The organism is Streptomyces luteireticuli (assembly GCF_041519305.1).
Classification (GTDB): domain Bacteria; phylum Actinomycetota; class Actinomycetes; order Streptomycetales; family Streptomycetaceae; genus Streptomyces; species Streptomyces luteireticuli.
Genome location: NZ_CP167927.1, coordinates 7,469,024 through 7,495,074, shown reverse-complemented (window position 1 = coordinate 7,495,074; position 26,051 = coordinate 7,469,024). Strand labels below are relative to the sequence as shown.

At 72.4% G+C, this 26,051-nt stretch carries 31 protein-coding genes and 1 pseudogene; 15 read left to right on the top strand and 17 right to left on the bottom strand.

Translation table 11 applies throughout. The features are described 5' to 3' along the window. Nucleotides 1-60: 60 nt before the first annotated feature. Nucleotides 61-1,767, top strand: coding sequence for a cytochrome c oxidase subunit I (ctaD, locus tag AB8735_RS33635; RefSeq protein WP_372411956.1), 1,707 nt, complete (start codon nt 61-63; stop codon nt 1,765-1,767). Beyond that, the gene (locus tag AB8735_RS33630) at nt 1,764-2,153 is read left to right on the top strand and encodes a cytochrome c oxidase subunit 4 (RefSeq protein WP_372411439.1); all 390 of its coding nucleotides are present in this window, start codon (nt 1,764-1,766) and stop codon (nt 2,151-2,153) included. The genes ctaD and AB8735_RS33630 overlap by 4 nt, the downstream gene beginning before the upstream one ends. Nucleotides 2,154-2,183: 30 nt before the next feature. Here AB8735_RS33630 and AB8735_RS33625 read toward each other — a convergent pair whose 3' ends face one another. Continuing rightward, entirely contained in the window at nt 2,184-3,818 is a 1,635-nt protein-coding gene (locus AB8735_RS33625) for a cytochrome bc complex cytochrome b subunit (protein WP_372411438.1), read from the bottom strand. Nucleotides 3,819-3,981: 163 nt separating this feature from the next. Between AB8735_RS33625 and AB8735_RS33620 the strand changes: the two genes are divergently transcribed. Next, entirely contained in the window at nt 3,982-4,542 is a 561-nt protein-coding gene (locus AB8735_RS33620; protein WP_372411437.1) for a hemerythrin domain-containing protein, read from the top strand. An 83-nt stretch (nt 4,543-4,625) separates the two neighbouring features. Here AB8735_RS33620 and AB8735_RS33615 read toward each other — a convergent pair whose 3' ends face one another. Both AB8735_RS33615 and AB8735_RS33610 read right to left on the bottom strand, forming a co-directional pair. Next, a complete protein-coding gene (locus AB8735_RS33615) occupies nt 4,626-4,958 on the bottom strand; it encodes a hypothetical protein (RefSeq protein WP_372411436.1) in 333 nt (110 codons plus the stop codon). A gap of 43 nt (nt 4,959-5,001) precedes the next feature. Next, on the bottom strand, nt 5,002-5,925 hold the full coding sequence (locus AB8735_RS33610) for a hypothetical protein (RefSeq protein WP_372411434.1): 924 nt from the start codon (nt 5,923-5,925) through the stop codon (nt 5,002-5,004). Nucleotides 5,926-6,265: 340 nt separating this feature from the next. Here AB8735_RS33610 and AB8735_RS33605 point away from each other — a divergent pair, with 340 nt between their 5' ends. Next, on the top strand, nt 6,266-6,565 hold the full coding sequence (locus tag AB8735_RS33605) for a hypothetical protein (RefSeq protein WP_344031707.1): 300 nt from the start codon (nt 6,266-6,268) through the stop codon (nt 6,563-6,565). On the opposite strand, the gene AB8735_RS33600 is transcribed toward AB8735_RS33605, so the two are convergent. Together AB8735_RS33600 and AB8735_RS33595 are read right to left on the bottom strand one after the other, a co-directional pair. Continuing rightward, nucleotides 6,557-7,129, bottom strand: coding sequence for a GNAT family N-acetyltransferase (locus AB8735_RS33600; protein ID WP_372411433.1), 573 nt, complete (start codon nt 7,127-7,129; stop codon nt 6,557-6,559). The genes AB8735_RS33605 and AB8735_RS33600 overlap by 9 nt on opposite strands. A gap of 82 nt (nt 7,130-7,211) precedes the next feature. Then, on the bottom strand, nt 7,212-7,751 hold the full coding sequence (locus AB8735_RS33595; RefSeq protein ID WP_372411432.1) for a hypothetical protein: 540 nt from the start codon (nt 7,749-7,751) through the stop codon (nt 7,212-7,214). Between the two features lie 317 nt (nt 7,752-8,068). Here AB8735_RS33595 and AB8735_RS33590 point away from each other — a divergent pair, with 317 nt between their 5' ends. After that, complete coding sequence (locus AB8735_RS33590) at nt 8,069-8,305, top strand: hypothetical protein (protein WP_344031701.1); 237 nt, start codon at nt 8,069-8,071, stop codon at nt 8,303-8,305. Between the two features lie 111 nt (nt 8,306-8,416). Here AB8735_RS33590 and AB8735_RS33585 read toward each other — a convergent pair whose 3' ends face one another. Further along, nucleotides 8,417-9,067 carry a DsbA family protein gene (locus AB8735_RS33585; RefSeq protein WP_372411431.1) on the bottom strand — a complete coding sequence of 217 codons (651 nt, stop codon included), beginning with the start codon at nt 9,065-9,067 and terminating at the stop codon, nt 8,417-8,419. 144 nt (nt 9,068-9,211) lie between these two features. Next, a complete protein-coding gene (locus AB8735_RS33580) occupies nt 9,212-10,036 on the bottom strand; it encodes a class I SAM-dependent methyltransferase (RefSeq protein ID WP_372411430.1) in 825 nt (274 codons plus the stop codon). Between the two features lie 614 nt (nt 10,037-10,650). Here AB8735_RS33580 and AB8735_RS33575 point away from each other — a divergent pair. Both AB8735_RS33575 and AB8735_RS33570 read left to right on the top strand, forming a co-directional pair. After that, entirely contained in the window at nt 10,651-10,806 is a 156-nt protein-coding gene (locus AB8735_RS33575; protein ID WP_344031694.1) for a DUF6131 family protein, read from the top strand. Between the two features lie 241 nt (nt 10,807-11,047). Beyond that, nucleotides 11,048-12,133 (top strand): AI-2E family transporter, encoded by a 1,086-nt coding sequence (locus AB8735_RS33570; RefSeq protein WP_372411429.1) that lies wholly within the window; start codon nt 11,048-11,050, stop codon nt 12,131-12,133. A gap of 111 nt (nt 12,134-12,244) precedes the next feature. Here AB8735_RS33570 and AB8735_RS33565 read toward each other — a convergent pair. From AB8735_RS33565 to AB8735_RS33550, 4 genes and pseudogenes are all read right to left on the bottom strand, one after another. Then, nucleotides 12,245-12,936 (bottom strand): annotated as a pseudogene (locus tag AB8735_RS33565) (thiamine pyrophosphate-binding protein); the annotation flags it as partial. 15 nt (nt 12,937-12,951) lie between these two features. Next, nucleotides 12,952-13,497 carry a DUF6328 family protein gene (locus AB8735_RS33560; RefSeq protein ID WP_372411428.1) on the bottom strand — a complete coding sequence of 182 codons (546 nt, stop codon included), beginning with the start codon at nt 13,495-13,497 and terminating at the stop codon, nt 12,952-12,954. 60 nt (nt 13,498-13,557) lie between these two features. Beyond that, nucleotides 13,558-13,884 (bottom strand): plasmid stabilization protein, encoded by a 327-nt coding sequence (locus AB8735_RS33555; protein ID WP_344031688.1) that lies wholly within the window; start codon nt 13,882-13,884, stop codon nt 13,558-13,560. Between the two features lie 80 nt (nt 13,885-13,964). Continuing rightward, nucleotides 13,965-14,339 carry a hypothetical protein gene (locus AB8735_RS33550; RefSeq protein WP_372411427.1) on the bottom strand — a complete coding sequence of 125 codons (375 nt, stop codon included), beginning with the start codon at nt 14,337-14,339 and terminating at the stop codon, nt 13,965-13,967. A gap of 65 nt (nt 14,340-14,404) precedes the next feature. Between AB8735_RS33550 and AB8735_RS33545 the strand changes: the two genes are divergently transcribed. Next, entirely contained in the window at nt 14,405-14,689 is a 285-nt protein-coding gene (locus AB8735_RS33545; RefSeq protein ID WP_372411426.1) for a hypothetical protein, read from the top strand. 410 nt (nt 14,690-15,099) lie between these two features. On the opposite strand, the gene AB8735_RS33540 is transcribed toward AB8735_RS33545, so the two are convergent. Continuing rightward, nucleotides 15,100-15,657, bottom strand: a complete 558-nt coding sequence (locus AB8735_RS33540; protein ID WP_344031684.1) for an N-acetyltransferase family protein — start codon at nt 15,655-15,657, stop codon at nt 15,100-15,102. 122 nt (nt 15,658-15,779) lie between these two features. Between AB8735_RS33540 and AB8735_RS33535 the strand changes: the two genes are divergently transcribed. After that, nucleotides 15,780-16,331: an LURP-one-related/scramblase family protein gene (locus tag AB8735_RS33535; protein WP_372411425.1), complete on the top strand. Its 552-nt coding sequence runs from the start codon at nt 15,780-15,782 to the stop codon at nt 16,329-16,331. A gap of 20 nt (nt 16,332-16,351) precedes the next feature. Here the strand turns inward: AB8735_RS33535 and AB8735_RS33530 are convergent, their stop codons facing one another. The 4 genes from AB8735_RS33530 to AB8735_RS33515 form a co-directional block, all read right to left on the bottom strand. Beyond that, nucleotides 16,352-16,687, bottom strand: coding sequence for a hypothetical protein (locus AB8735_RS33530; protein WP_372411424.1), 336 nt, complete (start codon nt 16,685-16,687; stop codon nt 16,352-16,354). A 112-nt stretch (nt 16,688-16,799) separates the two neighbouring features. Then, nucleotides 16,800-17,423: an ester cyclase gene (locus tag AB8735_RS33525; RefSeq protein ID WP_344031680.1), complete on the bottom strand. Its 624-nt coding sequence runs from the start codon at nt 17,421-17,423 to the stop codon at nt 16,800-16,802. Nucleotides 17,424-17,457: 34 nt separating this feature from the next. Beyond that, nucleotides 17,458-18,240 carry an SDR family NAD(P)-dependent oxidoreductase gene (locus tag AB8735_RS33520; protein ID WP_372411423.1) on the bottom strand — a complete coding sequence of 261 codons (783 nt, stop codon included), beginning with the start codon at nt 18,238-18,240 and terminating at the stop codon, nt 17,458-17,460. Between the two features lie 49 nt (nt 18,241-18,289). Next, nucleotides 18,290-19,075 (bottom strand): SDR family oxidoreductase, encoded by a 786-nt coding sequence (locus AB8735_RS33515; RefSeq protein ID WP_372411422.1) that lies wholly within the window; start codon nt 19,073-19,075, stop codon nt 18,290-18,292. A gap of 118 nt (nt 19,076-19,193) precedes the next feature. On the opposite strand from AB8735_RS33515, the gene AB8735_RS33510 reads away from it, so the two are divergent. Together AB8735_RS33510 and AB8735_RS33505 are read left to right on the top strand one after the other, a co-directional pair. Further along, nucleotides 19,194-20,096: a LysR family transcriptional regulator gene (locus AB8735_RS33510; protein ID WP_372411421.1), complete on the top strand. Its 903-nt coding sequence runs from the start codon at nt 19,194-19,196 to the stop codon at nt 20,094-20,096. Nucleotides 20,097-20,187: 91 nt separating this feature from the next. Next, a complete protein-coding gene (locus tag AB8735_RS33505) occupies nt 20,188-21,006 on the top strand; it encodes a hypothetical protein (RefSeq protein WP_372411420.1) in 819 nt (272 codons plus the stop codon). Nucleotides 21,007-21,030: 24 nt separating this feature from the next. Here AB8735_RS33505 and AB8735_RS33500 read toward each other — a convergent pair whose 3' ends face one another. Next, nucleotides 21,031-21,726, bottom strand: coding sequence for an SDR family NAD(P)-dependent oxidoreductase (locus AB8735_RS33500; protein ID WP_372411419.1), 696 nt, complete (start codon nt 21,724-21,726; stop codon nt 21,031-21,033). 294 nt (nt 21,727-22,020) lie between these two features. On the opposite strand from AB8735_RS33500, the gene AB8735_RS33495 reads away from it, so the two are divergent. The 4 genes from AB8735_RS33495 (at nt 22,021) to AB8735_RS33480 (ending at nt 26,044) form a co-directional block, all read left to right on the top strand. Continuing rightward, nucleotides 22,021-22,761, top strand: coding sequence for a hypothetical protein (locus AB8735_RS33495; protein ID WP_372411418.1), 741 nt, complete (start codon nt 22,021-22,023; stop codon nt 22,759-22,761). After that, a complete protein-coding gene (locus AB8735_RS33490; protein ID WP_372411417.1) occupies nt 22,758-24,029 on the top strand; it encodes a sensor histidine kinase in 1,272 nt (423 codons plus the stop codon). The genes AB8735_RS33495 and AB8735_RS33490 overlap by 4 nt, the downstream gene beginning before the upstream one ends. Nucleotides 24,030-24,129: 100 nt before the next feature. Beyond that, complete coding sequence (locus AB8735_RS33485) at nt 24,130-25,455, top strand: cytochrome P450 (protein ID WP_372411416.1); 1,326 nt, start codon at nt 24,130-24,132, stop codon at nt 25,453-25,455. 91 nt (nt 25,456-25,546) lie between these two features. Continuing rightward, on the top strand, nt 25,547-26,044 hold the full coding sequence (locus tag AB8735_RS33480) for a hypothetical protein (protein WP_372411415.1): 498 nt from the start codon (nt 25,547-25,549) through the stop codon (nt 26,042-26,044). Nucleotides 26,045-26,051 lie beyond the last annotated feature (7 nt).

The window sequence follows — 26,051 nt, the reverse complement described above, 5'->3', positions numbered from 1 at the left end:
ATCGCGTACCCGGCCGGCCGAGGAGATCGCCGCCCGATGAACCACGATCTCGGAGAAGCGATGCCGCAGCTGGACGAACGCCGGTACCGGACGCCCCTCGATCCCGCCGGAAATCCGCGCGTACGGGCGGGCCTGCGCCTCCACGGCTATCTGACGACCACGGACCACAAGACGATCGGCAACATGTACCTGGCCACGGCCTTCGGATTCTTCCTGGCGGGCGGGCTCCTGGCGATGGTGATGCGGGCGGAACTGGCCCGCCCCGGGCTGCAGATCGTCAGCACGACGCAGTACAACCAGCTCTTCACCCTGCACGGCACCATCATGATGCTGCTGTTCGCGACGCCGACGTTCACCGGATTCGCCAACGCCGTCATGCCGTTGCAGATCGGCGCCCCCGACGTCGCCTTCCCCCGGCTGAACGCGCTGACCTACTGGCTGTTCCTCCTCGGCGGGCTGGTGGTGCTCTCGGGCCTGGTCGTCCCCGGGGGCCCGGCCGCCTTCGGGTGGTTCGCCTACGCGCCGCTGAACAGGAGCGAGTTCTCCCCCGGGGCGGGCGGGGACCTCTGGGCCATGGGCCTGGTGCTCACCGGCATCAGCACCACCCTGGGCTCGGTCAACTTCATCGCGACCATCGTCTGCCTGCGGGCGCCGGGTATGACCATGTTCCGCATGCCCGTCTTCACCTGGAACGTCCTGTTCACCTCGATCCTGGTGCTGCTGGCGTTCCCGGTCCTGACCGCCGCCCTGCTCGCCCTGGAGGCGGACCGGAAGTACGGGGCGCACGTGTACGACCCGGCCACCGGCGGGGCCCTGCTGTGGCAGCACCTCTTCTGGTTCTTCGGACATCCGGAGGTGTACATCGTCGCGCTGCCGTTCTTCGGCGTGGTCACCGAGATCATCCCGGTGTTCAGCCGCAAACCCGTCTTCGGCTACATGGGCATGGTGGGGGCGACCATCGCCATCACGATGCTGTCCGCCTCCGTGTGGGCCCATCACATGTTCGCGACGGGGGCCGTGCTGCTCCCCTTCTTCTCCCTCATGTCGTTCCTGATCGCGGTGCCGACGGGGGTCAAGTTCTTCAACTGGATCGGCACGATGTGGCGGGGCAGCCTCTCCTTCGAGACGCCGATGATGTGGGCGATCGGATTCCTCGTCACCTTCCTCGCCGGGGGGCTCAGCGGAGTCCTCATCGCGTCCCCTCCCCTGGACTTCCACCTCACCGATTCCTACTTCATCGTCGCGCACCTCCATTACGTGCTGTTCGGCACCATCGTCTTCTCGATGTTCGGGGGCTTCTACTTCTGGTGGCCCAAGCTGACCGGGAAGATGCTCGACGAGCGCCTGGGGAAAATCCACTTCTGGACCCTCTTCGTCGGCTTCCAGACGACCTTCCTGGTGCAGCACTGGCTCGGCGGGATGGGCATGCCCCGGCGGTACGCCGACTACCTGGCGGCCGACGGCTTCACCACCCTCAACACCGTGTCGTCGATCGGCGCGTTCCTGCTCGGCCTGTCGACGCTGCCGTTCCTCTACAACGTCTGGAGGACGGCGCAGTACGGCACCCCTGTGGAGGTCGACGACCCCTGGGGATACGGGAGATCACTGGAGTGGGCGACCTCGTGCCCTCCGCCGCGGCACAACTTCACCTCCCTCCCCCGCATCCGCTCGGACTCGCCCGCCTTCGACCTCCACCATCCCGAGGTGCCCTCCGTGACAGGGCACGGCGCGCCGGCCCTCAACGCCCCGCAGGAGCAGGGGCGGTGAAGGCGGAGGCGTATCTCTTCGCGGGCATGGCCGCGTTCTTCCTGGTCACCGACGCGGTCTACATCTGGCTGGCCCGGGAGCCGGCCGGCGGCGCCGCGCTGACCGTCTCCTTCGGCATGTCGGCGGTCATCTCCTTCTTCTGCGCCGTGAATTACCGCAGGAAGGGCGGCAGACCCGAGGACCGCTCGCAGTCGGAGATCCACGAACGGTCGGGAGCGATCGACTTCTTCCCGCCGCACAGCACATACCCGGTGGTCACGGCCCTCGGCATGGCGCTGATGGCCCTCGGCGTGGTGTACGGGCTCTGGCTCTTCCTCGTCGGCGCCGGGGTGACGGCCGGCGGGGTCCTCGGCATGGTCTTCCAGTTCACCGACGTGGAAGCCTGACGTGGAGGCCTGAGGACGCCCTTGGCCTTCCTACTCCTCGCGGTCGCGCGGGAGCGGGGCGGCGGTCGTTCCCGTGGCCCGGAGGAGCTCCTCCGCGTCCGCCGGCATCGGGACCCGGTCCCGGTAGTACCAGGCGCTCAGGGCCGCCCGGATCCGCTCCCGGCGCGGTGCCCCGGCGCCCGGGCGGGCCGCCGGCAGCGGCATCTCCCGCGCCAGCAGGTACCGGCGCCGGCCGGCGGGCAGCGGGTGGCGCTTCTCGCCGATGCCGCCGTAGGCGTTCTGGCCGACCAGCCCGCTCTCCTCGCCCTCCGCCAGCAGCCGCGCGTCCCGGGCCTGCAGGGCGAGGCAGAGCCGCTTGGTGAGGAGGAACGCGAGGACCGGCCCCGCGAGGAGCGTCACCTGGAAGATCCGCGTCAGGGTCTCCAGGGAGGCGCGGAAGACGAACGCGATCACGTCGTCGCCGCCCGCCGCCAGCAGCACCGCGTAGAAGACGACGACCGCCACCCCCAGGGCGGTGCGGGTGGGCCGGTCCCGGGGACGGTCGCACAGGTGGTGCTCCATCAGGTCGCCGGTCACCCACCGCTCGAAGACCGGGTAGAGGACCAGGCCCAGGAAGAGCAGCCCGGGCAGCACCACGGCCGGAAGGAGGACGTTCCACATCACAGTGTGCCCCGCGACGGCGTTCTCCCAGGGCGGCATCAGCCGCAGGGCGCCCTCCAGGAAACCCATGTACCAGTCCGGCTGGGCGTCCGTCGAGACATGGTCGGGGCGGTAAGGGCCGAAGTCCCACACCGGGTTGATCTGGGCCAGCCCGCCGAGGGCCGCGAGGACGCCGGACACCATCAGGCCCAGTCCGGCCGAACGCGCGGCGAACTGGGGGAACATCGGGCTGCCCACCGCATTGCGGTTGGTCCTCCCCCGGCCCGCCCACTGCGTGTGCTTGAGGTAGACGACCATCAGCAGGTGCGCCCCGATCAGGGCGAGCAACAGGCCGGGAACGAACAGCACATGGACGATGTAGAGCCGCGGAATGATCAGGCGGCCCGGGAAGGGACCGCTCCACAGCGCGAAGCTCAGATAGGTGCCGACGACCGGGATGGACATCACGATCGTGTTCGCCGTCCGCATCCCCGTCCCCGACAGCAGATCGTCCGGCAGCGAGTAGCCGCAGAAGCCCTCCATCAGACCGAGGAGGAAGAGCGTCGCCCCGATCACCCAGTTCAGCTCCCGCGGCCGGCGGAAGGCTCCGGTGAAGAAGACCCGGAACATGTGCACCCCGAGCGCGGCGACGAAGACCAGGGCCGCCCAGTGGTGCATCTGCCGGATGAGCAGACCGCCCCGCACCTCGAAGCTGATCCGCAGGACCGAGGCGTAGGCGTCGGTGACGGGCCGACCGCGCAGCGGCCCGTACGCGCCCGTATAGGGCTGCTCCGTCATGCCCGGTTCGAAGAACAGCGTCAGATATCCGCCCGTCAGCAGCAGGACCAGAACGCTGTACAGGGCGATCTCCCCCAGCAGGAAGGACCAGTGGTCGGGGAAGGCCTTGCGCAGCAGCGCCCGGGCCGCCTCGGACACCGGGGCGCGGCGGTCCGCCACCGCGTACCCGAGGACACCGGCCTGCCGGGCCCGGGCCCTCAGCCGTACCGTACGGCGGGCGAACAGCATCCGACCCCGCTCCTCTCCGTCCCCGTGGCTGTGACCGTCACTGCGCTGTACCCGGCGGGTGGACGGGCTACCGGCCGGTTGCTCCGAGCGGCGCAGGCGGGTGGCCGGGGGCGGGGCACCGGACGAGGATCGGGACGACCCCGCGGACCCACGGAGGGCGGCCGTGCCCCACGAACCGGACATCATCGGCGAGCTGTCCGCCGGCCACCGGGCGGTGTACCGGCTGTTCGACGCCCTCCGCGCCACGGCGCCGGGCAGCCCCGAGCGGAAGGAGCTGGCCGACGAGGTGGCCGACGCGTTCGCCCGGCACGCCGTCGCCGTCCGGGAACATCTGCACCCCGTCGTGCGCGACCGCGTCGCCGACGGGGCGGCCCGGGTGGAACGGAGCGTCGCCGCGCACCACGGCGTCGCGCGCGTCCTGGGAGAACTGGAGGGCAGGGAGGCGGACGACCCCGCCTTCACACCGCTGCTCGTCGAGCTGATCGCCCGCGTCACGGACGACTTCCTGGACGAGGAACAGCGGCTCTTCCCCCGCCTGCAGGCCGCGTGCCCGGCGCGGACCCTGGACGCGCTGGGGGACGCGGTGCGCCGGCGGCGGCTGCCCGCGCGTCCGCACTCCGGACCCGCCGCCCGGCTGCCGTCCCCCGGCGCGGGCCTCGTGGGCCGGGTGCGCGGTCTCCTGAGGGGCCGCGGCCGGGCCGCCGGGCGGCGCACGGGCGGCTGACGCGGGCCCGTCGTACGGCCGCCGGGCCACGGCGGTGGAGGACGCGCGCCGCCGCCCGTACGCCCCGCCGCCCGTACGCCTCGTCAGCCGTCGTCGCCGTCGAGTGCCTCCGCCACCACCGAGCGCAAGTGCCCCAACGACAAAGGCAGTCGGGCCAGCAGCCAGCGCTCCAGGGACCGGTCCGGGTCGGTCCGGGACGCGTCCCCTTCGGTCACTCGGCCGGCGAAGACATGGACCACCCGGTCGGCGTCCCTGACCGTGAAGCCGCGGTAGCCCAGCCCCGGGGACGGGGTCCGGGCCACCGGGCCTGCGGACGGGAGACCGGCCGTCAGCGCACGGAATTCCTCGGCGGCCCCGGGACCGAGGCGCCACCGCGGATTGGGGCGGCCGCTGAACAGGTCCAGTTCCACCAGCATCGGTCCCTCTTCACGTTCTTCGCGTTCTTCACGCTCTTCGGCGTCACCTGATGACGACCGAGCGTCCGGCGTAGAAGTACCCGCAGAAATCACGGTAACCGCCGCGGTTGCAGGTTTCCGGGTTCGTGATCCGGTTGCCGCTGTTGTCGTAGTCCCGGGCCGCCGTCTGGCCGGGCTTGTGGCCCCAGAAATTGCCGCTCTGCAACCGGTACCAGTGGTAGTCCTGCCCCGGCCAGACGACCAGCGCGGTGAGCCAGCGGGGCTTCTCGCTGTCCGGCAGGCACTGGAAGCGCCGGACGAAGCCGTCGGCGAAGGCGGCCTGGGTGACGTTCGGACAGGCCATGGTCCCGGTCTGGGCGCCGTGCGCCCGGCCGGGCTGGGCGAAGGTGTCGGTGCGGAGGTTGCGCGCGTAGTTGTAGCAGTTGTTCTTGGGCTGGACCTGCGGCGTGTTCCAGAAGCCGGGGTTGAACTGGCCGTATTCGATGTAGCAGGTGACGGACGGTCCGGCCTCCTGGGCCGTCGTGCGCAGGGGGTGGGCGGGGAGCGCCGGGGACCGGGTCCAGGCGGGCGGCTCGGCCGCGAAGGCGTCGATCTCGCCGAGCACCAGCTCGCGCAGGTCGTCGCCGAGCGGCGTCCGCTCGTGCTCGGCCAGTCGGGTGTCCGCGTGGCGGGTCATGCCCTCCACGACGCGGCGGGCCAGCTCGGCCGAGCGGCCGACGTCGCGGGCGCCCAGGGTGCCCAGGGCGAAACTGCGGGGTACGGACTCGGGCCAGGGTTCGTCGTCGCCGACGGCGGAGACCACGACCTCGCGATACCCCAGACCGTCATACCCCGCCCCGGGTATCCCCACCGCTTCTTCCGCCGCATCGGCCGCATCCGACAGCAGACTTCTCACCGCACTCTCGTCGGTGATGATCCAGGACGGGTCGGGGCGGCCGGAGAAAATGCTCACGTCGACGCGCAGCATGCCGATACTCCTCAACTGCTGGGGGACACGTGCCACTTGTTGGTAGCAGTGCCCGGTGAGCAGGGTCAATCACTTCCACAGAAGTGATGTCGAGTCCCTCCGATTGCTGTCCGAACCGCATGGCCGGCGGATCGTTGAAAACCGGCTCGATTGAATTCCGAATTACCGCTCCGGATAGCGGACTTGCCTTTGCGGTATGAGGTGGACCGAGGAATTGGCGGCCGAATGCGAACAGCCGACCGCGGCTGCGGGGCACTCGGGCGCGCCCGACGACGTAGTGTCCCGGTATGCGCACCAGACCCATGACCCACACCCGCATGCCGGACGCGGAGGCCGCCGCATGAGCGCCCGGCCGGTGCAGATCCGGTTCGACCAGCTCCGCCGGTCCTTCGACGCGGCCCTGCGTCACGCCGAGGCGGTACACGGCGACGCCGTCACCCTGGACGAGGACTACTTCTGGTCCGTCCCGCCGGACCAGCTGTACGACGTGCGGCAGGAGCCGACCGAGCTGACGATCGGGCAGCTGTCGGAGTGCCTGGACCACCTCGACGGTCTGGCCGCGGAACCGGAGGACGCCGTCGGTCACCACCTGGTGTGGCTGGCCGAGGTCCTCAAGGCGGTCGGCCTCGACTCACCTTGAGCCGAACGCCGTCCGCCTCGCCGCCCGCCACGCCGGCGCCAGCACCGACCAGATCTCCTCGTCGTACCGCTTGCCCCGGTACAGGTAGCTCTCCCGCAGCACGCCGTCCCTCGTCATCCCCAGCCGCCGGGCCACGGCGATGCTCGGCTCGTTGCCCGACGAACACCACCACTCCACACGGTGGATGCCCCGCTCTTCGACCGCCCAGTCGATGACCGCCCGCGCGGCCCGGGTCACCAGGCCCCTGCCCACCGCCGACGGCTCCAGCCAGCAGCCCGCCTCGGCGGTGCCCTGCCCGACGTCCATCCTGCGCAGCAGGAACCCGCCGACCAGCCCGCCGTCCAGGTAAATGCCGTAGATCCGCCCGGAGTCGGCGGCGGCCTTCTCCGCGTACGCCCGCAGGTACGCCCGGCTCGACTCCAGGTCCGTGACGACGTCCGGCAGTTCGTTCCACTGCCCGACGAACTCCCGCCCCCGGTCCATGTGGGCCAGGAACTCCCCGGCCTGCCACGGCTCCAGGGGGCGCAGCTCCGCGCCGTCGTCACCCAGGGATATCGCGTACATCGTCACCTTCCACGGTCGATACCGGCCCGGCGGGCCGCGCCATGATCGTCCCATGGAGGGTTGTGCAGGGTTACGGGGCGGATCAGTCCCAGGGGTTGGCGCGCTGGTCGTCGATGGCGGTCCACAGCCGGGTGCCGGCGGGCAGCGTGCCGTAGGCCCAGAAGGTCCAGCCGCCGGTCGCGCCGAGGTCGGGGCCGTAGTGGCCGTCGTGGAACTCGGCCATCCGCCAGCCCGCGCCGAACTGTGCCTGGCAGACGCTGTCCGCGGCGTTCCTGCTGTTGAGCCGTGAGCCGCGCACGGGTCTGCTGGCGGCCACCGTGCCCTGGGCCCAACCCGCGTAGAAGTCGGGGGTGATGCCGTCGGGGACGGGGCTGCCGTCGGCCTTCAGGCAGAGGACGGGCAGGACGGCGCTCGCCGGGGTGTCCCCCTGGTAGGGGTTGCTCGGGCTGCCGCCCGGGCCACCGACCCGTACGGTGCCGTCGGGGCCGTCGGCCATCTTGGCCCAGGTCATTCCGGGGTGGGTGGCCGGGGGCGCGGCCTGCGCGGTGGCGGGCGCGGCGAGGAGCGCGGTGGCGGCCAGGAGGGCAGCGGCGGCCAGGGAGACGGGTGTGACGGAGCGCATGACGGATCCTCACGGTGGTCGGGGTGGATGTCCGGCGCCGTTCGCAGGGTTCGCGGTGTCGGTTCGCTTGTCGGGCGAGCATTCTGTACGCCCTTCACGCCGTCTCCACAGTCGGGAACCGGTCATCCCGCCCGCCCGCTTCCCCCCGATCACGGCATTGCGCCGGAATCCTTCAACTACGCCCTTCTTTCAGCTGGATTCCGATTTCGGGCGGACCTCCCGAAGTCTTTTAACCAGCCTTGACACAGCGATCATCCCGAACGGATGATCCCCCTGGTTTACAGAACGAGCACCACAGGCAATACAGGAGACTTCCCGTGCGCAAGGCATTGACCGCCGTTATGACCGGCCTTTTCAGCCTCACCCTTTTCGCCGCCCTCCCGGCCAACCACAACCAGGCACGGGCCCTGGAGTTCGACCCGAACGCCTGCCTCGACCTCAGCCAGGTGATGCAGTGCGAGAACCACACGCTGTGGAAGTACGTGCCCCTCGCCGGTCCCTACCCGATCGGCAAGTGCCGCCCGTTCGCCAAGGTCCAGGCCGGCAGCTGCTGATCGGGACCGCACCGATCCGTTGACGGCGGCGGGCCGCCGGGAACGTCCCGCATTTCCTTTCCGTGGGAAGAGCGATCCGGATCCCCTCGGAAATGGATGACGGAATTCCGTTCAGCCCGCCGTCGACGGCGCCACCCCGGCCGGTGCGCCGACCATGACCGCGGCATTCCGCAGCGCGGCGAGAAAACCCTCCTCGGACTGCGCTCCGACCAGGGTCTCGCCGCCGTCGAACAGGAACACCGGCACGCTGGTGACGCCCAGTTCCCGCACCACGCGCTGCCCGGCCGACACCGGGTCGGATTCCGCGGCCGGTGCCCGGCCGCCGGCCCCGACCCCGGCCTCAAGAGCGAGGCGCTCGAGAACGGCGGGGTCGGCGACGTTGAGGCCCTCGGTGAAGTAGGCGCGGAACAGCCGGTGGACGATCTGCTCGCCGCGGCCCTGCGCGGTGGCGCGGGCGATGAGCCGGTGCGCGTCCAGGGTGTTGGCGAAGACCGCCCTGTCGAAGTTCATCTCCAGGCCGCTGCGGGCGGCCAGCGCCGCCATCCGGGCCGTCTTGGCCTCCACGGACGGGCCGAAGACGCGGCGGTGCACCTCGCTGAGGAGTTCCCCCTCGACCGGGGCCGTGGGGGCGACCTGGAAGGGCAGGAACTCGACGTCGGCCTCGCCCCCTTCGGCCCGGAACCGCTCGACCGCGTGCCCGAAGCGGGTGTAGCCGAGGGCGGACCAGGCGCAGGCGATGTCGAGGACGATGCGGACCTTCATGTTCTTCTCCGTTCCGGGGACCCGATGCCCGGGGTCGGGCTGTTCGGCGTCGATGGGAAGAACGTAGGCGCCGGGCGGAGACGGCCGCATCTGTCGGATGACCGGGTCCGCCGCCGGCCGTCGCGGCTCCGCCCGACCGGGTGGTCACGCGGGCCGGTGTGCCGTGACCGTGAAGTAGTCGAGGATGCCGCCCTCGTAGGCCCGCAGGAAGTTGCGGGGCCACGCCCCGGGTTCCCACATCGTGGACAGCCAGCGGTCCCAGCCGGGCCACACCGACGCGCCGATCGAGGTGACCCGGACCCCCGTCAGCCCCGCCCGCTCCAGGCTCCCGGTCAGCTCCGGGATGCTGTGGGCGACGTCCAGGCCGGTGGCGAAACTGTCGAGCAGGCCCGCGAGTTGACCGGCCCGGGCGGGGTCGTCGTCCGGGACGAAGAAGCTGGTGACGGCGGCCCGTCCGCCGGGCCTGAGGACCCGGGCGGTCTCGTGGGCGAACGCGCCGAGGTCGCGGAAGTGCTGGGCGGCCTCGACGCTGTACACCCGGTCGAACTCCGCGTCGCCGAACGGCATGTGCTCGGCCGCGCCCCTCGCGAACCGCATCTGCCCGTCCCGTCCGGCCGGTCTGCCCGCGCGGGCCCGTTCGAGCTGCTGCGGATGGATGTCCATGCCGGTGACCCGCGCGTAGCCGTACTCCTCCAGCGCCACCGCGCAGCCCAACCCCCGCCCGCAGCCGACCTCCAGGGCCTCCAGCCCCTCCCCCGGCGCCACGGAACCGAGCACATGCCGGTACATCGCCCGCTGGCTGCGGATCCGGTCGTCCTCGCCCAGCGGCCGGTCGAGGTCGATGCCCTGCCAGTGGCCGAAGTTGATGAACCCCCCGGCGAACAGGGGCATCGCCCCGAGGTCCGCCGGGCCGTAGGCCTCCTGGACCACCGGTGCCATCGGGGGTACGTCCCCCGGGGATTGCTTCATGTGCGCCACCTCCCGCATCACGGGCGGACAGGATTCCCGCACCGCCCCTCACTGGTTGCCCGGGCAACGACGCGGACAACCGCGGCAGGGACGGGCCCGACGGCCCCGCTCGGGAGCGCGGCGGCAGGAGATGCCGGGCAGATCGGCCATGGCCACCGTCAGGGCCGTGGCCGAGGTGGCGCCGCTGGGGCGGAGCAAGCACGGTGGAGGGACCGTCGGCGCCGATCCCGACTCCGCAATGGGTGCCGCACGGGCCGCAGTTCCGCGCCGCCGCCGGCAACAGCGGCCAGGCCGCCCAGGCCCCACCCGACCGCCGAGCTAGCAGCGCCTTCCGAGCCCCGCTCGACGGGCTCCGGACCGTGCCGGGTGCTGTTCGCGCCCGGCACACGCACTCAAAGCGGCCCTGGTTGCGGGCCCGGCCGCGACGACCACGCTGGAAACGGGCACGCGCTTCGTCCCTTTCCGAGCACCAAACTGCGCGTCTGTCGGCTCGCACCACGGCTGGTGCCGTGGCTTTCCTGGCCGGCCATGCAACTCAAATGGTGTCGACTGGCGCGGCCCCCGGGTGAGGGAGACAGTGAAAAGGGACCTTTTCTGTCAAATCGGAGGACACCATGCTCGTCCTCGGAATCATTCTTCTCGTCATCGGATTCGTGACCGGAATCTCCATCCTGTGGACCATTGGAATCGTTCTGCTCGTCATCGGAGCGATTCTCTGGATCCTGGGTGCAGCAGGGCACGCAGTCGGAGGTCGGCGGCATTACTGGTGAGCGGTGCAGCGCTTCCCGTGGGCCCTGAGGTTCGCGCTCGTGCCCGCCGGCTTGCGGTCGAAGCGCCCGCGGAAGAGTTCCCCTTCTCGTCCCTGTAGGTGATCATGCGTGCCACGCCGGTGCGGCGGCGCGACAGCGTGGTACCCACGGACCAGGACTCCGGAGCCGACGACCGATCGGACTGCCGGCGGCGGAAAGGGCGGAAGCGCTGGCCGGGAACGGTTCCCCAAGCGGTGGTGAGGTGCCCGGTGGGGGGCGCCGCGGCCCGCGTCGGCCGCGTGCCGGGTCCGGCCTGCGGGTACGGCCGACGTCGTCATGGTTCGCCACCGCTTTCAGCATCGGACTGGGGCTGGCCCTGGCCTACACGACGCTGCAGACCGTGCTGCGGATCAGCGGCATCCTCACCCTCCTGCTGCTCGCGCTGTTCGTGGCGATCAGCCTGGAGCCGGTGGTGGCCTGGCTCGCGCGACGCCGGCTCGGCCGGGGCCCGGCAGTGGCCGTCGTGGTCATCGGCCTGCTGGGAGTGCTGGCCGGCTTCCTGGCGCTCGTCGTCCCCGTGCTCTCCGACGAGATCTCCGCTCTCGTGGACGCCGTGCCGAAGTGGCTCGGGCAGCTCCACGACCACCATTCCACCCTCGGCCGGCTGGAGGACCGCTACCACTTGATCTCCAAGGCCCGTGAACAACTCGGCCCGGGCACCGGCCAGGCGGTGATCGGTGGGCTTCTCGGAGCCGGGCACATCGTCATCAACGCCATGATGGGCACCGCCCTGGTGGTCGTGGTGACCGTCTACCTCATGGTCGGCATGGAGCAGTTGAAGCACTTCGTCCACCGTTTCATCCCACTCAGCCGACGGGCCGGTGCTGTCGATCTCAGCGAAAGGATCATGCTGCGGGTCGGACGGTACATGCTGGGCAATGTGGTCACGTCGGCCATCGCCGGCCTGGCCACATTCCTGTGGTGCGTGGGGCTGGGCGTGCCGTACGCGGCCGTGCTCGGCATGTTCGTCGCCCTGATGGACATGGTGCCGGTGGTCGGCTCCACCATCGGCGGCGTGGTGGTCAGCCTGGTCGCCCTCGCGGTGTCCTTCCCGGTCGCCCTGGGCACGGCGGGTTTCTACATCGGCTTCCGGCTGGCAGAGGACTACCTGATCATGCCGAAGGCCATGGCCTACGCCGTCAATGTGCACCCCATCGTCACGGTCGTCGCCATCGTGATCGGCGGCGCGCTGTTGGGAGTCGTCGGTGCGCTCATCGCCATCCCGGTCGCGGTCGGCATTGGCATCGTGCTCGAGGAGTCCGTCTTCCCGCGGATCGACGCGGTGTGAGATCGACGCAGTGTGAGGGAGTGGGCCGGGGCGCCCACCGGAACGTCGCGCTCGGGCCGTTCGCAGCCGTCGTCGACCGTGCCCGGGAGGCTGTCCGCACAGTCGTCCTGGGTGGACGACGTACTCGGGGTTGACGGGTTCGGCCTCCATCGCGGCGCGCCGCTCCATCACCTCCCACCAACGGGCGGTGTTCTTCTCGATGGTGGCCCGCCAGTCGTCATGTTTCCTGGGCTTCAGCAGCGACAGCAGCCGGGTCAAGGTCCGGCAGACGTCCCCGACCAGGTTGACCAGCCCGCGCCCAACTGGTCGGCGAGCCGCTCGACTTCGGCCCGCGCCCCGCGGGCACCCTGGCCGACCAGGACCGCCACCTTCTTCCCCGCGTTGACGACCTCCGCCGCGCGCGCGATCTCGTCGTCCGCCGGCACCGGTGCGTACACGGGCGTGCCCAGGCTGGAGGGGACCGTCTTGTAGGAGCCGCCCATGGCACTGCGGTTGGTCTGGCCGACGACGGCCACGACGGGGACGTGGTCGAGCTTGGCGTCGTACAGGCCGTTGAGCAGATGGATCGCCCCCGGGCCCGACGTCGCCGCGCACACCCCGACCTTCCCGGAGAACTTCGCGTGGCCCACCGCCTCGAAGGCGGCCATCTCCTCGTGCCGCGCCTGGACGAACCGCGGCTCGTCATCGGCCCGGCCCCAGGCGGCGAGCAGCCCGTTGATGCCGTCCCCGGGGTAGGCGAAGACCCGCTCGACACCTCAGTCGCGCAGGCGCTGCAGGAGATGGTCGGACACCTTCATCGCCATGGTTCCCCTCTCATCTCACTCTTTGTGTTCGTGGCCTCCTTTGTGTTCGTAGCGTCGAAGAGCCCACCAGGGCAGCGCGAACCAGCACAGCACCAGCCAGGCGACCACTGCGGCGAGCAGCCACGGCACTGCCGCGTTGTGCAGCGCGATCCGCAGGATCAGCAGCAGCGCCGCGGCGACCGTGGCGAGGAGCAGGACCACGCCCGACAGGGTGAGACGCGCTGCCCAGGCGACGGTCTGCGGCTTCAGCCGGTGCCCGGTGACGATGCGGTGGAAGGCGACCGGGCCGACCAGCGCCCCGGTGGTCGCCGCGCCCAGCATCACCGTGACGATGTAGATGACGCGGTCGACAGTGCCCAGGGCGGCGAACCGCGGGGTGAACACCACGGTCAGCAGGAACCCGAACAGGATCTGCACCCCGGTCTGCGTCACGCGTACTTCCTGGAGCAGCTCGCCCCAGCGCCGGTCCGCCCGCTGGGCGGGGGTTTCATGGCGCTGATCGCGATCCCTGTCCCCGGCCTCGGCCTGCTGCCGTGCGCCGGGTTCCCCATCGGTCGGCATGTGGCCCTCGCGTCTCGGTCCGGTGGCCGGTCACCTGGGGCACTGCATGAGCAGCGGGGTTCAGCCCCGCCCCAGTGCCCGTTTCAGCTCGGCCTTGTTCATGTGCGAGCGGCCCTCGATGTTCTTCTGCCTCGCTTCGTTGTAGAGCTGGTCCCTCGTGGGCCCCTGGGCGCCGGAGTGGGACCGCTGCCCGCCCCGTTTCGAGGACGACATGTCCTGCAGCGAGGTCCGGCTGGCCGTCTTCGACTCGCCCGCGCGGGCGCGCTCCTTGTTGACGGTGCGGGCCGCGATCTCCTCGGCCCGCCGCTCGCTTTCACCACGGTCGAGCGCGCTGTCCTTGATGTGTTCGTACTGTCGCTCGCGCTTGGGGCTGGATCCTCTGGGCATCGCCGTTCTCCTCCGCACGGGTACGTGACTCACCGTGTCACCGCAGGTATGGGCCTGCAGGGCAGGGGCCGCCGATCGGGTCAGCCGCCCGGCCACAGCACAAGGCCTGCCGGCAGCCCGGCCCCGGCCGCCGTCCAGGCCACATAGTCGCCGAGGTGGCCCGAGTGGAGACGGCGCAGCGGGGCACTCCAGCGCCCGGCCGCCAGGGCTCGGCGCACAGCCACTGCCGCGACGCCGGCGGCGAGTACGGCGGACAGCAGACCGACCCCGGCACCGGACCAGGACCACCATGCCGCCACGCCGTCAGGCGCGGCAGTCCGGCCGTCCAGGACGACAGCGGCGTAGCCCCCGTGGTCGGTGAACGCCTGCGCCGCACCACCGACTCCCCGGGCGAGTACGGGGACCATGCCCACCGCCAGGAAGTCGGTGAGCAGCAGCGCCGCTACTGTCACCATCGGCCGGGGCGGTCGGCACACCGGCCGCGCGGTCTCGGGTTCCTCGTCGCCCCGGGTCTCCGGTTGTGTTGTACGGGGCGCCTGCCCGGCTCCCAGGAAGATACCGGCAGGTCAACGCCGAGCTGCCGCACGACCGTTCGTTCGCTGCAGCCGGCGCATCCGTCGGCAAGGACGAGGTCGCCGGGAGCATTCCCTGCGGCGCGAAGGTCGAGGACTTCGTCGCGGCCGTCCGTCCCTGCGCCGAGGCCGGCTTCGGCGAGATCGCCCTCGTCCAGATCGGCGGCGCCCGCCAGGAGCCGTTCCTGAAATGGGCGAAGGACGAACTGTTGCCTGCGCTGCGGGAGTTGTGAGACGCACTCAACTGCCTCCGACCGCCTCGGCGGTCGCTGCCGCTTGATCCGGGCGAGTTCTCCCTTCACTCTGCACGAAACGGTGCGCCGCCGACGGCGGGCGCGGACCGAACGGCGCCGCGACCGGGAGTGAGGCGCGCAGTAGGCCCAGAGCCCCGTGAAGGCCGCGTAGATCAGGAGGAACACGAGGCACACGCGTCGAGAGTTGTCGCCCATACCCTCTGGACGATTCAGTGGTCGCTTCGTGACGGGTTCTGCGGGAGGCGGGAGGGGAAAGACGTCCGCTTCACCCGGACGGCACGGTAACGGCGGTGACGGTGTGGAGAGCGCGGCCGGTGTCCGTCGCCTCCTCGCGGAGGGCGGGCCCGCGCCCGCGTGCCGGCGTGGGGACGGCTGTCCGTGCTGCGCCCCTATGGGCGAGCAGCGGCGGGCAGGCCATCCTCCGGGAGGGCCTTCTCCATCCACGCGACGTCCCAGTACGCGCCGAACTTGCGGCCGACCTCCCGGTGGATGCCCGCGGGGCGGAAGCCGAAGCGCTCGTGGAGGCGCAGGGACGCCTCGTTGGGCAGGGTGATCGCGGCGTAGGCCCGGTGGACGTCCTCCCCGGCCAGGGCCTCGAAGAGCGCCCGGTACAGCCGGCTGCCGAGGCCCCGGCCGCCGTGGCCGGGGGCCAGGTAGATGCTGGTCTCCACCGACGTCTCGTAGGCCTGCTTGGGGCGCAGCGGGCTGCTGGTGGCGTAGCCGAGCACGGTGTCCGCCTCCTCCGCGACGAGCAGCCGGTGCCGGCCGGTGTCCGGGTGGCCGGCCAGCCATGGGCGGCGGTCCCGGGGGTGGACGGGCTCGATGTCGAAGGTGATGGGGGTGCTGGTCACGTAGTGGTTGTAGAGGTCGGTGAGCTGTTCCAGGTCGCGCTCCTCCCCCGCCCGGATACGTATTCCGGCGCTCACCGCGGTGGTGGTCTGGTCCATGGAGTCGCTCCCTTTTCGGCGGCGCTTTTCGGCGGTGGGACAAGGGACCATAGCCGCTCCGCGTTACGGGAATATGTCCGGATAGGCCGGGATGTGGACCACGACGCACTACGCTCGGGGCGATGCCCTGCGACCGCGGCGGCGGGGGGCGAGCCGGACAGGGGGACACCATGCGCTATCTGGTGCGCGACCGCATGCTCGCCTTCCACGAGGAGGCGTGGATCGAGACCGAGCACCGGGAGAAGGTCTACCGGGTCGACCGGAAGCTCTTCCGTCCGCGCAGCACGTTCGCCCTCGTGAACACCGAGGGCGACCAAGTGGCGACCATCGTGAAGAAGGCCCTCACCCTCCACCACACCATCCTGGTGAAGGAGGACGGCACGACGGTGGCCCGCATCAGCAAGCGGGCCTTCACCTTCTTCGGGGACCGTTTCAAGGTCGTTCTACGGGACGGGCGGCGGCTGCGGGTCGTCGGCAACTTCTGGGACAGGGAGTTCGACATCCAGGACCGGGGTACCACGTTGGCCCACGTCTCCCGGCGCTGGTTCAGCTTCCGGGACGCCTATGCGGTCGATGTGATGGCGGAGCAGGACACGTTGCTGCTGCTCGTCCTGGCGGTGTGCGTGGACCACACCCTCCAGGACCTCAAGGGCGAGAAGGTCACCAACCTCTGATCCGCCAGGGCTGTCCGGGCTCACCGGGCGTGTTCGGGCTTGCACCCGACGACGACCATGGCCTGGACCACCTCGGGGCCCGTGCAGCGCAGGGTCTTCCCGGAGCAGCTGCCCGTCCCGCCCGTGCCGGGTCCGGTGGCCTGTTGGCAATGGGCGCCGAGCAAGCCGCCCTTCTCCTTCGAGACCCCCGCCAGCCGGAGCAGCGGTTCGGCCGCCTTCTCGGTCGACCATACGGCCTTGTCGCAGCAGTAGAGGCTGCCCGGGGGCGCGGCCGTCGCAGCGTGCACGGGACCGACGAGGAGACCCGCGCCGAGTGCGGCGGCCGCCAACACGGGCCACGGTCTGGGGGTGTTCATGCCTTCAGGCTGCTCCGCCTTCCCGCCGCCCACACGCACTCTCACTCGTGAGGGTGCGTGTGGGCGGCCGGAGATGCGAATGGTGTGCGGGCGTGCGGCTGTCCCACCCGTTTCACCCTCCTTTATTCACCCCGCCGTTGTTCATCTGCCGTGACAGCGTCCCGTTGTCCTCGATGTGCCAGTCCTCGGTGATCCTGTCCGTGCCGACGTGCTGGATGTCGAGGGCGTTGAAGCCGATCTTCTGGCCCCTGCCGCGGACCCCGTCGAGGGTTCCGGTGAAGTGGCCGCGGAAGACCAGCCGGGCCGTGATCTTGTCACCGGTGATCAGGACGTCGGAGAGTTCACAGGTCAGGTCGGGGACGGCGGTACGGAAGCGCTTCGAGGCGAAGACCGGTCCGGCGGGGCCCTGCGGGCGGCCGGCGGGGAGGGTGTTGTCCTTGAAGTGCGGGCTGATCGCCGCGCGGAGGTAGGTCCGGTCCCCGGTGTTCCAGAAGGTGTAGAGCCGCTGTGCGAGCCGGACTTCGAGGGCCGCGCGGCGTTCGCCGAGGGAGCGGTCCACGGTCAGCGCGCGGGGGCGGACGAGGCCGGGCGACGGGTCGACGAGGCGTCCGGGCCAGGTGTCCGTCGTCCGTGCGGGAGTGGTCCGTACGGGAGTGGTCCGTACGGCGGCCGTCGCGATGCCGCCGGCCACGAGGCAGGCGACCGCGGCACCGAGGGCGATGGTGCGGGTGAACATGGGGTTTCCTCGGGAGGATCGGGCGGAAGGGGGGTCAGATCTGGCGCAGCGCGCCGCCGTCGACGGCCCACTCCGCCCCGGTGACCTGTGCGGCGAGCGGGGAGACGAGGTACGCGATGACGCGGGCGACGTCGTCGGGGCTGCCCAGCCGCGCGGTGGGCAGGCGTCGCACCTCGCGGACGAAGTGCTCGACCGCCTCCTCGACCGGCATGCCGAACTGTTCGGCGAGTTCCTCGGCGAAGCCGCCGGGCGCGTCCCACAGCCGGGTGCGCGTGGGCCCGGGCGAGACCACGTTGGACCGCACCCCGCGCCCGCCGAATTCGACGGCCAGCGTCTTGGAGACGGACAGCAGGGCCGCCTTCGCGGCCGCGTAGTCCACCAGCGGGACGTCCGGCATCCGGGCCGCCTCGCTGGTGACGTGCACGAGCGACCCGCCGTTCCTCAGCAGTTCGGGCAGGACGGCCCGGGTCATGCGGACCGCGGAGTGGAAGTTGAGGTCGAACGCGGCGTGCCACTGCGCGTCGTCCACGTCCAGGAAGCCGGTGCGGGCGTTGAGGCCGCCGACGTTGTTGACCAGGGCGTCGACGCGCCCGTGCCGGGCGACGGCCTCGCGGACCACCGCGGCGGGGGCGTCGGGGTCGGTGAGGTCGGCCGCGACGGCGTCGGCGTTCGGGCCGAGGGCCGTCAGGCCGTCGGGGCGGCGGGCCACGCCGACGACGGTGGCGCCCTCCTCGGCGAGCAGGCGCGCCGTGGCCTCGCCGATGCCGGCGGACGCGCCGGTCACGATGACGATCTTGTCCTTGAGCTGCAGATCCATCGGGTGTCCTTCCAGGGCGGGTGGGCGAATGGGGGGGGCGGAACAGGGGTCAGACGAGCCGGCCGCCGCCGTCGACGTGCAGCACGGTGCCGGTGACGTAGGGGTTGGCCAGGGCGAAGAAGACGGCCTGGACGAGGTCGTCGGGCGTGCCGACGCGGCGGGCGGGGTTGCGTTCGGCGACGGCGCGCAGGAACGCGTCCTTGTCGGCGCCGAGCCCGTCCCAGGAGCCGGTGTCGACGATGCCGGGCGAGACGGCGTTGACCCGTACCGGGGCGATCTCCACGGCCAGCGCCTGCACCAGGAAGGCCAGCGCGCCGTTGGTGGTGGCCATCACCGTGCGGGCGGGGGCGGGGCGCCAGGCGGCCACGCCGGAGAAGAAGGTGAACGAGCCGCCCTCGGCGGCCTGTCCGGCCAGGTGCTTCGCGAGCAGCAGCGGCCCGACGACCTTGGCGTCGAAGGCCCGTTGGACGGCGGCCCGGTCGAGCTCGGCGAGCGGCCCGTTGGCCGGCATCGCCGCGGTGGAGACGAGGTGGTCGAACGGGCCCGTCCTGCGGGCCAGTTCGGCGATCGTGGACTCGTCGGCGAGGTCGACGGGCACCACTTCGGCGGGGCCGGTCAGTTCGCCCGCGGTCCACTCCAGCTTGCGCGGGTCGGGACCGGCGAGCACCAGGCCCGCCCCGGCCCGGGAGGCGGCGCAGGCGAGCAGGCGCCCGGTGTGCGACCCGGCGCCGACGACCACCAGCCGGCGTCCTTCGAGGGCGGACGCCGGGACGGACGTCAGGTCGGGCATCGGGACCGGCGTCGTGGGGGCGGCAGTCATAGCGGCGGCAGTCATGGCGGCGGTTCCTTGTCGTCGTTCGTGTCATCGATCGGGGGCTTCCGCCATCGACCCTCCCTCCACCAGGGATAATGAGTCCAAGGCATGCTTTCTACCGCTGCCATAAACTCTGCTCATGGCAACGCTGCGGCAGCTCGAATACCTGGTCACCGTGATCGATACCGGCTCCTTCACCCGGGCCGCCGAGCTCCTCCACGTCACCCAGCCGGCGCTCTCCCATCAGATCCGGGCGCTGGAACGCACCATGGGCGGCCCGTTGGTCGAGCGGTTGCCGCGCTCGATCCGGCCCACCCCGCTGGGCCGCGCGGTCCTGCCGCACGCCCGCGCCACCCTCGCCGACGCCGAGCGGCTGCGCTCCGCGGCCCGCCGCACCACGGGCCTGGACTGCGGGGAGCTGGAGGTGGCCACGGTCTACTCGATCGGGCTCGGCGTCCTCCCGCCCGTCCTGCGCGCCTGGCACCGTCAACACCCGGGCGTACGCGTCCGGTTGCGCGAGTTCCGGCACGCCGACGAGTTGCGCGCCGCGATGGCGGCCGGCCAGGCGGACCTGGCCGTCGGCCCGCTCCCGGAGGACTGGGACGGCCCCGTACGGGAGCTGGGCGTCGAGGAGTTCGTCGTCGTCCTCGCCGCCGACGACCCCCGGGCGGCGACGGGCCCCCTGCCGCTCCACGCCCTCGCCGACCGCCCCTGGGTGCACTACGCCCCCGGCAACGGCCTCGGCGAGATCCTCGACCGGGCCTGTGCGGCGGCCGGTTTCACGCCGCGGTCCGCCGTGCGCGCCGAACAGACCGCGGCCGTCCCCCTCCTGGCCGCCGCCGGTCTGGGCCCCGCCCTCGTCCCCGCCAATATCGTCCCGCCGGGCTTCGACGGCGCGGTGCTCCGTCCGGACCCTCCGCTCCGCCGCCCCCTGGCCGCCTGGACCCGCGCCCGCCCCGACCCGCTGACCACGGCCTTCGCCGATCTCGTCGCGGAGCGGGCCTGCGTCCTGCCGGAGCACATCCGGGCCCTCCTCGGCTGAGCCCGCGACGGCACGCGGTTGTCCCCGGTCCGCCGGGGGCGGGACACTGGAACCGTCCGCCATCGGCCGGCCCGTACAGGAGACCCACCGGATGTCTGGAACAGACGGTCTGCACGTGGAGCCCCTCGACCGGTCCGGCGGGCCCGCGGCCGTCGCCCTGCGGCTCGTCGACGCCCGCTCCGGCAACCCGGCGAAGATCGACCCGGGCCGCAGGCACCCGCTGCGGATCTCCGTCCCGTCGGCCGGGGCCGGCAGCGCCGCGGAACCCTCCGCCCTGCGGGTCCGCCTGGTCGCCGACGTCCTGGTCCGCACGGCGGAACTGCTCGGCGGGCAGGCGCTGCTCGGGGTGGCGGGGCCCTCCGGCGACAACGCCCGCTCCTTCGAGGCGAGGGCGGCCACGCTCGGCATCCGCCCGCCCGCCGCGGCCGGCACCCCGGACGACCTGGCCGCCGCCCTCGGCGGCCCGCCCCACGTCCACCTCACCGGCCGGCGGGACGGGGCGGCGCGGGGGATCGTCGTCGAGGTCGGCGCGCTGCTCCCCTACGACCGGCCGGGCCCCGCCGGACTGGACGCGCGGGCCCTGCGGCTGGCCCTGCTGAACCACCCCCACCACGAGCCCGTCACCCTCGCGCCCGAGGAACTCGACTGGGCCCAGGGCACGTTGACCCGGTGGCGGCGCGCCATGGCGCTCTGGGCGCGGTCCCCGTCCAGAGCGATGTGCGCCGAGACCCTGGGCCGGTCCCTCGACGCGCTGGCCGACGGTCTCGACACCCCGTCGGTCCTGCGGGCCCTCGGCCGGGCCGAACAGGACGCCGCCCTTCCCGACGGCTCCCGGTTCGAGACGTTCGCCCACCTGGACCGCGTCCTCGCCCTCGACCTCGCCCGGGACCTCGGCCGTACGGCTCCGTGACGACGGCGCGGCCGGGCCGGGGCCCTACCAGGGGACGGTCTCGCCGTGGCGGTCCAGGAACTGCAGGCCGGGGGAGCCGGCCTGGGCTTCGAGGACGTCGACGACGGCCGGGATGCTCTCCTCGGGAGCGAGCGGCGCGTCGGGGCCGCCGAGCCGGGTCCGGTTGTGGCCGGGGTCGATGAGCAGCTTGGCGTGACCGTCGTCGGCATGGCGGGTGGCGTAGCTGCGCATCAGCTGGTTGAGCGCCGCCTTGCTGGCCTTGTAGAGCTCGTATCCGCCCTCGGTGTTGCGCGAGATGCTGCCCTGCTCGGAGGACATGACCGCGACGGTCCCGCCGGGCGCGACGAGCCCGCGGAGGGCCTCCAGGGCACGCAGCGGGCTCAACGCGTTGGTGATCATCACCTCGGTGAACATCTCGGCCGGGACCTCGGAGATCGGCAGGTCGCCCCGGTCGATCGCGGCGTTGACGAAGAGCAGATCGAGCCGGCAGCCCTCCAGGCGCCCGCGCAGGGCGGCGAGCTGTTCGGGGCTCGTCATCTCCAGGGATTCGACCCTCAGTTGGCCATTCCGGGCGGCGGCCCCGGCCTGCAACTCGCCTCCGGTCCGGCGCGTCGTGGCGATGACCCGCCAGCCGCGCCGGGCGAGCTCGTCGGCAAGGACGAGCCCCAACCCCCGGGAGGCTCCGATGATCAGTGCTTGGCGGTGGGGCGTGGTGGACACGTTCGCTCCTTCGCGGCGGAAGGCTTCAACCTAGACGCGCGGCCGCGTCCCACGCCATGGGATTACCGACGGGCGGTGGGGCGATCCCCCGGGCGGCGAGCGGGAGTTGGCGCAGGCGCGCCCCATCGGGAGCCGCGCCGCCCCGCACCCCGCAAAGATCAGCATTGGGAATGCGACAAAAGGAAGATAGGCTACCATCCACCCCACGGTTCACCGCATCCCGCATGCTCGGCAGGCAGAAGACCCGGCCGTCCGGGCCCGCGGACAGCCACCGGCCACCGGCCACCACCCCCTATGCCGACTTCACACAGCAACCAGCCCCGCACGCCGCGTCATCGACGCCTCGCGGCCGTCGCCGAGCGGCCCCGCCCGGTACGGCGGACCCGCCGTCGCGCCCTGCTCGCCACGGCCGCCCTGGCCGTGGCGCTGCCGCTGGCCGGCTGCGCCGACCGCTCGGACCCGGTGAGCACCGGCCCCGTGCCGGCCGTCGCCGCACCGCGGACCCTGTGGACCGCCACGCCGGGGCCCGGCCCGCGGAACCGGACCGCGCCCCCGCCCGCCGGGGACATCCGCGCAGCGGACCCGCTGGCCACGGTCAAGGCCGACATCGGCTCCGCCCCGGCCAAGGCCGACGGGCCGGAGGCACTGGACGCGGCGACCCGTGCCAAAGTGCTGCGCTGCACGGCGATCGGGGCGGGCTGCCCGGTGCGCAGGCCCGAGTACCACGACCTGACCGGTGACGGCCGGGACGAGTTGATCATCGGCATCGACATGGGCGACGGCTTCACCTCGCTGCGCGCCTACACCCTGCGCGACGGCAAGCCCGTCCGCGTGATGGCCTACCCCGCCGCCGTCCGCTCGGTCCAGGTGTCCGGCCGCGACCTGATCCTCTGGGAGGACACGGCCACCCCCGACTACCAGCAGCGCACCGTGTACTCGTGGGACGCGGCGCAGAAGTCCATGGAGTTCCAGTCCCAGGAGTACCGCCGGACACGGGGCGGCTCCGCCTCGCCGCCCGCGAAGGGGGCACCGTGACCGCGCTGCGGAAGCTGCGCGCCTGGACCGGGACGCTGCACGCCAAGTTCGCCCTCCTGCTGGTCGCCGCCTGCTGCACGGTCGCCGTGGTGATCGGCGTCCTGGTGCACGGCGACGTCCGCGACCAGACCGTGCAGCAGGCCCGGGCCGCCGCCCTGGCCAAGCTGGACGACACCACCGACGCCTACGTCGCCGGGAACCCGCTGCCGCCCTGCGGCCGGCTGGACCCGCCGGAACTCCCCGCAGCCCTGCGGGACATGGCGCTGCGCGGAGAGCGCGGCACCGTGCTGGGCTCCTTCGAGGGCCGGCCGGTCATGTGGGCGGCCCGCCCGGCGGACGGCACCGTGCTGGCGGCGCGGGCCGACTACGGCCAGGGGTCCGAGACCCTCGCCGGCCTGGACCACGCCATGGTGATCTCCGGGGGCGTGGCCATCGTGTGCGCGCTGCTGGCCGGCTCGTTCGCGGTCTCGCGCGTCACGCGGCGGCTGCGCCGGACGGCCGCCGTGGCCCGCCGCATCAGCACGGGCGATCTCACGGCGGGCGACCTCACCGCACCGGACGACGGCCCGGCGGACGGGAACGCCGCACGGGGACGGGACGAGGTCGCGGACGTGGCCGCCGCGCTGGACGCCATGGCGTCCGCGCTGCAGGAACGGCTGCGCACCGAGCAGCGGTTCACCGCCGACGTCGCCCATGAGCTGCGCACCCCGCTCGCGGGTCTGCGCGCGTCCGCGGACCTGCTGCCGGACGGACGGCCCACGGAGCTGGTCCGCGACCGGGTGCACCATCTGTGCCGGCTCACCGACGACCTGCTGGAGATATCCCGGCTGGACTCGGCGACCGAACGGGCGGACCTCGACTCGTATCTGCTCGGCCCGCTGGTCCGGAGCGCGGCGCGCGTCCCCGGCCAGGAGGCGGAGGTCCATGTCGTCCGGGACGCGTGCGTGGACACCGACCGGCGGCGCCTGGAGCGGGTGTTGGGCAATCTGCTGCTCAACGCCCATCGCCACGGCCGCCCGCCGGTCACCCTGACCGTGGACGGACCGGTGATCACGATCCGCGACCACGGCGCCGGATACCCCGCGTACCTGCTGGACCAGGGACCTCAGCGGTTCCGCACGGAACCGGCCGCGGGCCACAAGGGACACGGCCTGGGGCTGACGATCGCCGCCGGGCAGGCCCGGACGATCGGTGCCCGGCTGGAGTTCTCCAACGCCCCCGACGGCGGCGCGGTCAGCACTCTCACCCTGCCGCCGGGACCTGCGTAGCCGGGCCGCCGCGCCGGGCGCCCCGGGGGTGGACCCGGGCGCGGGCCGGGAAGACTACTGTCCGGCAGGACATCAGCGTCGCGCGACCGCGGGGGTCACCATGCCGGGAAAGTCCACCTCCTCGCACCGGCCCGCCCGGCCGCCCGGGCCGCGTCTGCCTCCCCTCGTGCAGACCCTGTTGTTCGTCCGCTGCCGGGACCGCTGGTTCCCCCGCCTGCGGCGCACGTACGGTGACGTGTTCTCGCTCGACCTGGCGGCGCCGGTCCGGCGCCCGGTCGTGATCCTGGCCCGGCAGGAGGACGTCGACGAGATCTTCGGCGGGCCGGTCGGCGTCCTGCACGCGGGCGAGGGCAACGCCGTGCTGCGGCCCGTCATGGGCGACCGTTCGCTGCTCCTCGCCGACGGGGACGAACACCGCAGGGCACGGCGGCTGTTGCTCCCCGCCTTCAGCGGACCGGCCCTGCGCGCCTACGAGGACACGATGCGGACCGCGGCCGTCGCGGAGGTCGAACGGTGGCCGGTGGGCCAGGTGTTCGGCGCCCATCGGCGCATGCGGGACCTGACGCTGGAGGTCATCAGCCGGCTGGTCCTCGGCGTGACCGCGCAGGAGCGACTGGCCGAACTGCGGCCGCTGACCCGCCGGCTCACCGACATGGGCCAGCTCACCATGCTCGGGCTGTCCCACCCGTACCTGTCGCGGCTGCGCCCCTGGCGCCGGTACCTGGACGTCCGGCGCAGGCTGGACGCCCTGATCGACGCCCAGGCGGCCGACCGGCGGGCGGCACCGGACGACGGGAACGATGTGCTCGCCCACCTGCTGCGGGCGACCGCGTCGCCGGACGGCGGCGGCTTCGGCGACGCGGAGCTGCGCGACCAGCTCGTCACGCTCCTCCTCGCCGGTCACGAGACCACCGCGACCGGGCTGGCCTGGGTCCTCCATGAACTCAGCCGCCACCCCGAGCAGTTGCGCAGGGCGCAGCGGGCCGCCGACGAGGGCGACGACGCCCACCTCACCGCGGTCGTCAAGGAGACGCTGCGCCGCAGGCCGGTGGTCTACCAGGTGGCCCGGTGCCTCACCGAACCGTTCACCGTCGCGGGGTACCGGCTTCCCCGGGGGACGACGGTCATGCCCGCCATCGGCCTGGTGCACGACGACCCGGCACGCCAGGAACGACCGGACGCCTTCCGTCCGGAACGGTTCCTGGACGGCCGGTCCCCGTCCCCGGCGTGGATCCCCTTCGGGGGCGGGGCACGCCGCTGCCCCGGTGCGGGCTTCGCCCTGCTGGAGGCGACGGTCGTGCTGCGCGAGGTGCTCACCCGCTACGACCTGCACCCCGACCGCCCCCGTCCGGAGGCGTCGTGCTCCCGCCAGGTCACCCATGTCCCGGCACGCGGGGCACGCATCGTGGTCTCCCGCCGGCGGTGACCGGCACGGCCGTGTCACGTCTCTGTCCCAAGACAAAGGGAGCAGACCACGCCGGACCGTCACATTCGTTGAACGGCGTATGAGGATTCGGGTGCGAGCAGCACTGGCCCTGCGGGGCCAGGGTGTGGGGATGGCCTACGTCATGGTGGAGGAGAACCTCCCGGCGCGGCGAGGAGGCCGCCGTCCGCCCGGCGGGATGGTGTCGGCGGCGCTCGGTGCCGGCCTCCGCCCGGTCGCCCTGGGGCGGCAGACCATCCACCGGGTGCCGACCTGGCGGGCGTCCTACCGCGAGGGGTGTTTCACGGCCGGGTCGTCCGGACTCCCCCGGCCGTTCGTCGGCCCGATGCCGTTGCCGATTCCCCCGGGCTGGTGCGAAACCGCGCGGAGCGCGGGGGTGATGGTGCTGTTCGTGGCCGACGACCTCGGGCTCGGGCTGCCGGAGGGCCCGGAGCCCGCGGACGACTTCGAGGGGCTGGCCGCCGCTGCCGGACGGGGGGCGCTGGCCGCCGGGGCCATCCCGTTCACCATGGAACGGCCGGAGGAGTCCGTCCGGGGACTCGTCCGGCAGGCCGGGACGCCGGTTCCGTGACCGGCCC

Bases quoted from the DNA above. Each gene is read 5' to 3' on its own strand.
- AB8735_RS33515 (WP_372411422.1), bottom strand. From the start codon at position 19,075: ATGACTGCCGCCGCTATGACTGCCGCCCCCACGACGCCGGTCCCGATG.
- AB8735_RS33525 (WP_344031680.1), bottom strand. From the start codon at position 17,423: ATGTTCACCCGCACCATCGCCCTCGGTGCCGCGGTCGCCTGCCTCGTG.
- AB8735_RS33540 (WP_344031684.1), bottom strand. From the start codon at position 15,657: ATGGACCAGACCACCACCGCGGTGAGCGCCGGAATACGTATCCGGGCG.
- AB8735_RS33610 (WP_372411434.1), bottom strand. From the start codon at position 5,925: ATGCTGCGCGTCGACGTGAGCATTTTCTCCGGCCGCCCCGACCCGTCC.
- AB8735_RS33615 (WP_372411436.1), bottom strand. From the start codon at position 4,958: ATGCTGGTGGAACTGGACCTGTTCAGCGGCCGCCCCAATCCGCGGTGG.
- AB8735_RS33625 (WP_372411438.1), bottom strand. From the start codon at position 3,818: ATGCTGTTCGCCCGCCGTACGGTACGGCTGAGGGCCCGGGCCCGGCAG.
- AB8735_RS33600 (WP_372411433.1), bottom strand. From the start codon at position 7,129: ATGTACGCGATATCCCTGGGTGACGACGGCGCGGAGCTGCGCCCCCTG.
- ctaD (WP_372411956.1), top strand. From the start codon at position 61: ATGCCGCAGCTGGACGAACGCCGGTACCGGACGCCCCTCGATCCCGCC.
- AB8735_RS33605 (WP_344031707.1), top strand. From the start codon at position 6,266: ATGAGCGCCCGGCCGGTGCAGATCCGGTTCGACCAGCTCCGCCGGTCC.
- AB8735_RS33535 (WP_372411425.1), top strand. From the start codon at position 15,780: ATGCCCTGCGACCGCGGCGGCGGGGGGCGAGCCGGACAGGGGGACACC.
- AB8735_RS33520 (WP_372411423.1), bottom strand. From the start codon at position 18,240: ATGGATCTGCAGCTCAAGGACAAGATCGTCATCGTGACCGGCGCGTCC.
- AB8735_RS33555 (WP_344031688.1), bottom strand. From the start codon at position 13,884: ATGCCCAGAGGATCCAGCCCCAAGCGCGAGCGACAGTACGAACACATC.
- AB8735_RS33510 (WP_372411421.1), top strand. From the start codon at position 19,194: ATGGCAACGCTGCGGCAGCTCGAATACCTGGTCACCGTGATCGATACC.
- AB8735_RS33505 (WP_372411420.1), top strand. From the start codon at position 20,188: ATGTCTGGAACAGACGGTCTGCACGTGGAGCCCCTCGACCGGTCCGGC.
- AB8735_RS33560 (WP_372411428.1), bottom strand. From the start codon at position 13,497: ATGCCGACCGATGGGGAACCCGGCGCACGGCAGCAGGCCGAGGCCGGG.
- AB8735_RS33575 (WP_344031694.1), top strand. From the start codon at position 10,651: ATGCTCGTCCTCGGAATCATTCTTCTCGTCATCGGATTCGTGACCGGA.
- AB8735_RS33550 (WP_372411427.1), bottom strand. From the start codon at position 14,339: ATGGTGACAGTAGCGGCGCTGCTGCTCACCGACTTCCTGGCGGTGGGC.
- AB8735_RS33585 (WP_372411431.1), bottom strand. From the start codon at position 9,067: ATGAAGGTCCGCATCGTCCTCGACATCGCCTGCGCCTGGTCCGCCCTC.
- AB8735_RS33580 (WP_372411430.1), bottom strand. From the start codon at position 10,036: ATGAAGCAATCCCCGGGGGACGTACCCCCGATGGCACCGGTGGTCCAG.
- AB8735_RS33485 (WP_372411416.1), top strand. From the start codon at position 24,130: ATGCCGGGAAAGTCCACCTCCTCGCACCGGCCCGCCCGGCCGCCCGGG.
- AB8735_RS33495 (WP_372411418.1), top strand. From the start codon at position 22,021: ATGCCGACTTCACACAGCAACCAGCCCCGCACGCCGCGTCATCGACGC.
- AB8735_RS33595 (WP_372411432.1), bottom strand. From the start codon at position 7,751: ATGCGCTCCGTCACACCCGTCTCCCTGGCCGCCGCTGCCCTCCTGGCC.
- AB8735_RS33530 (WP_372411424.1), bottom strand. From the start codon at position 16,687: ATGAACACCCCCAGACCGTGGCCCGTGTTGGCGGCCGCCGCACTCGGC.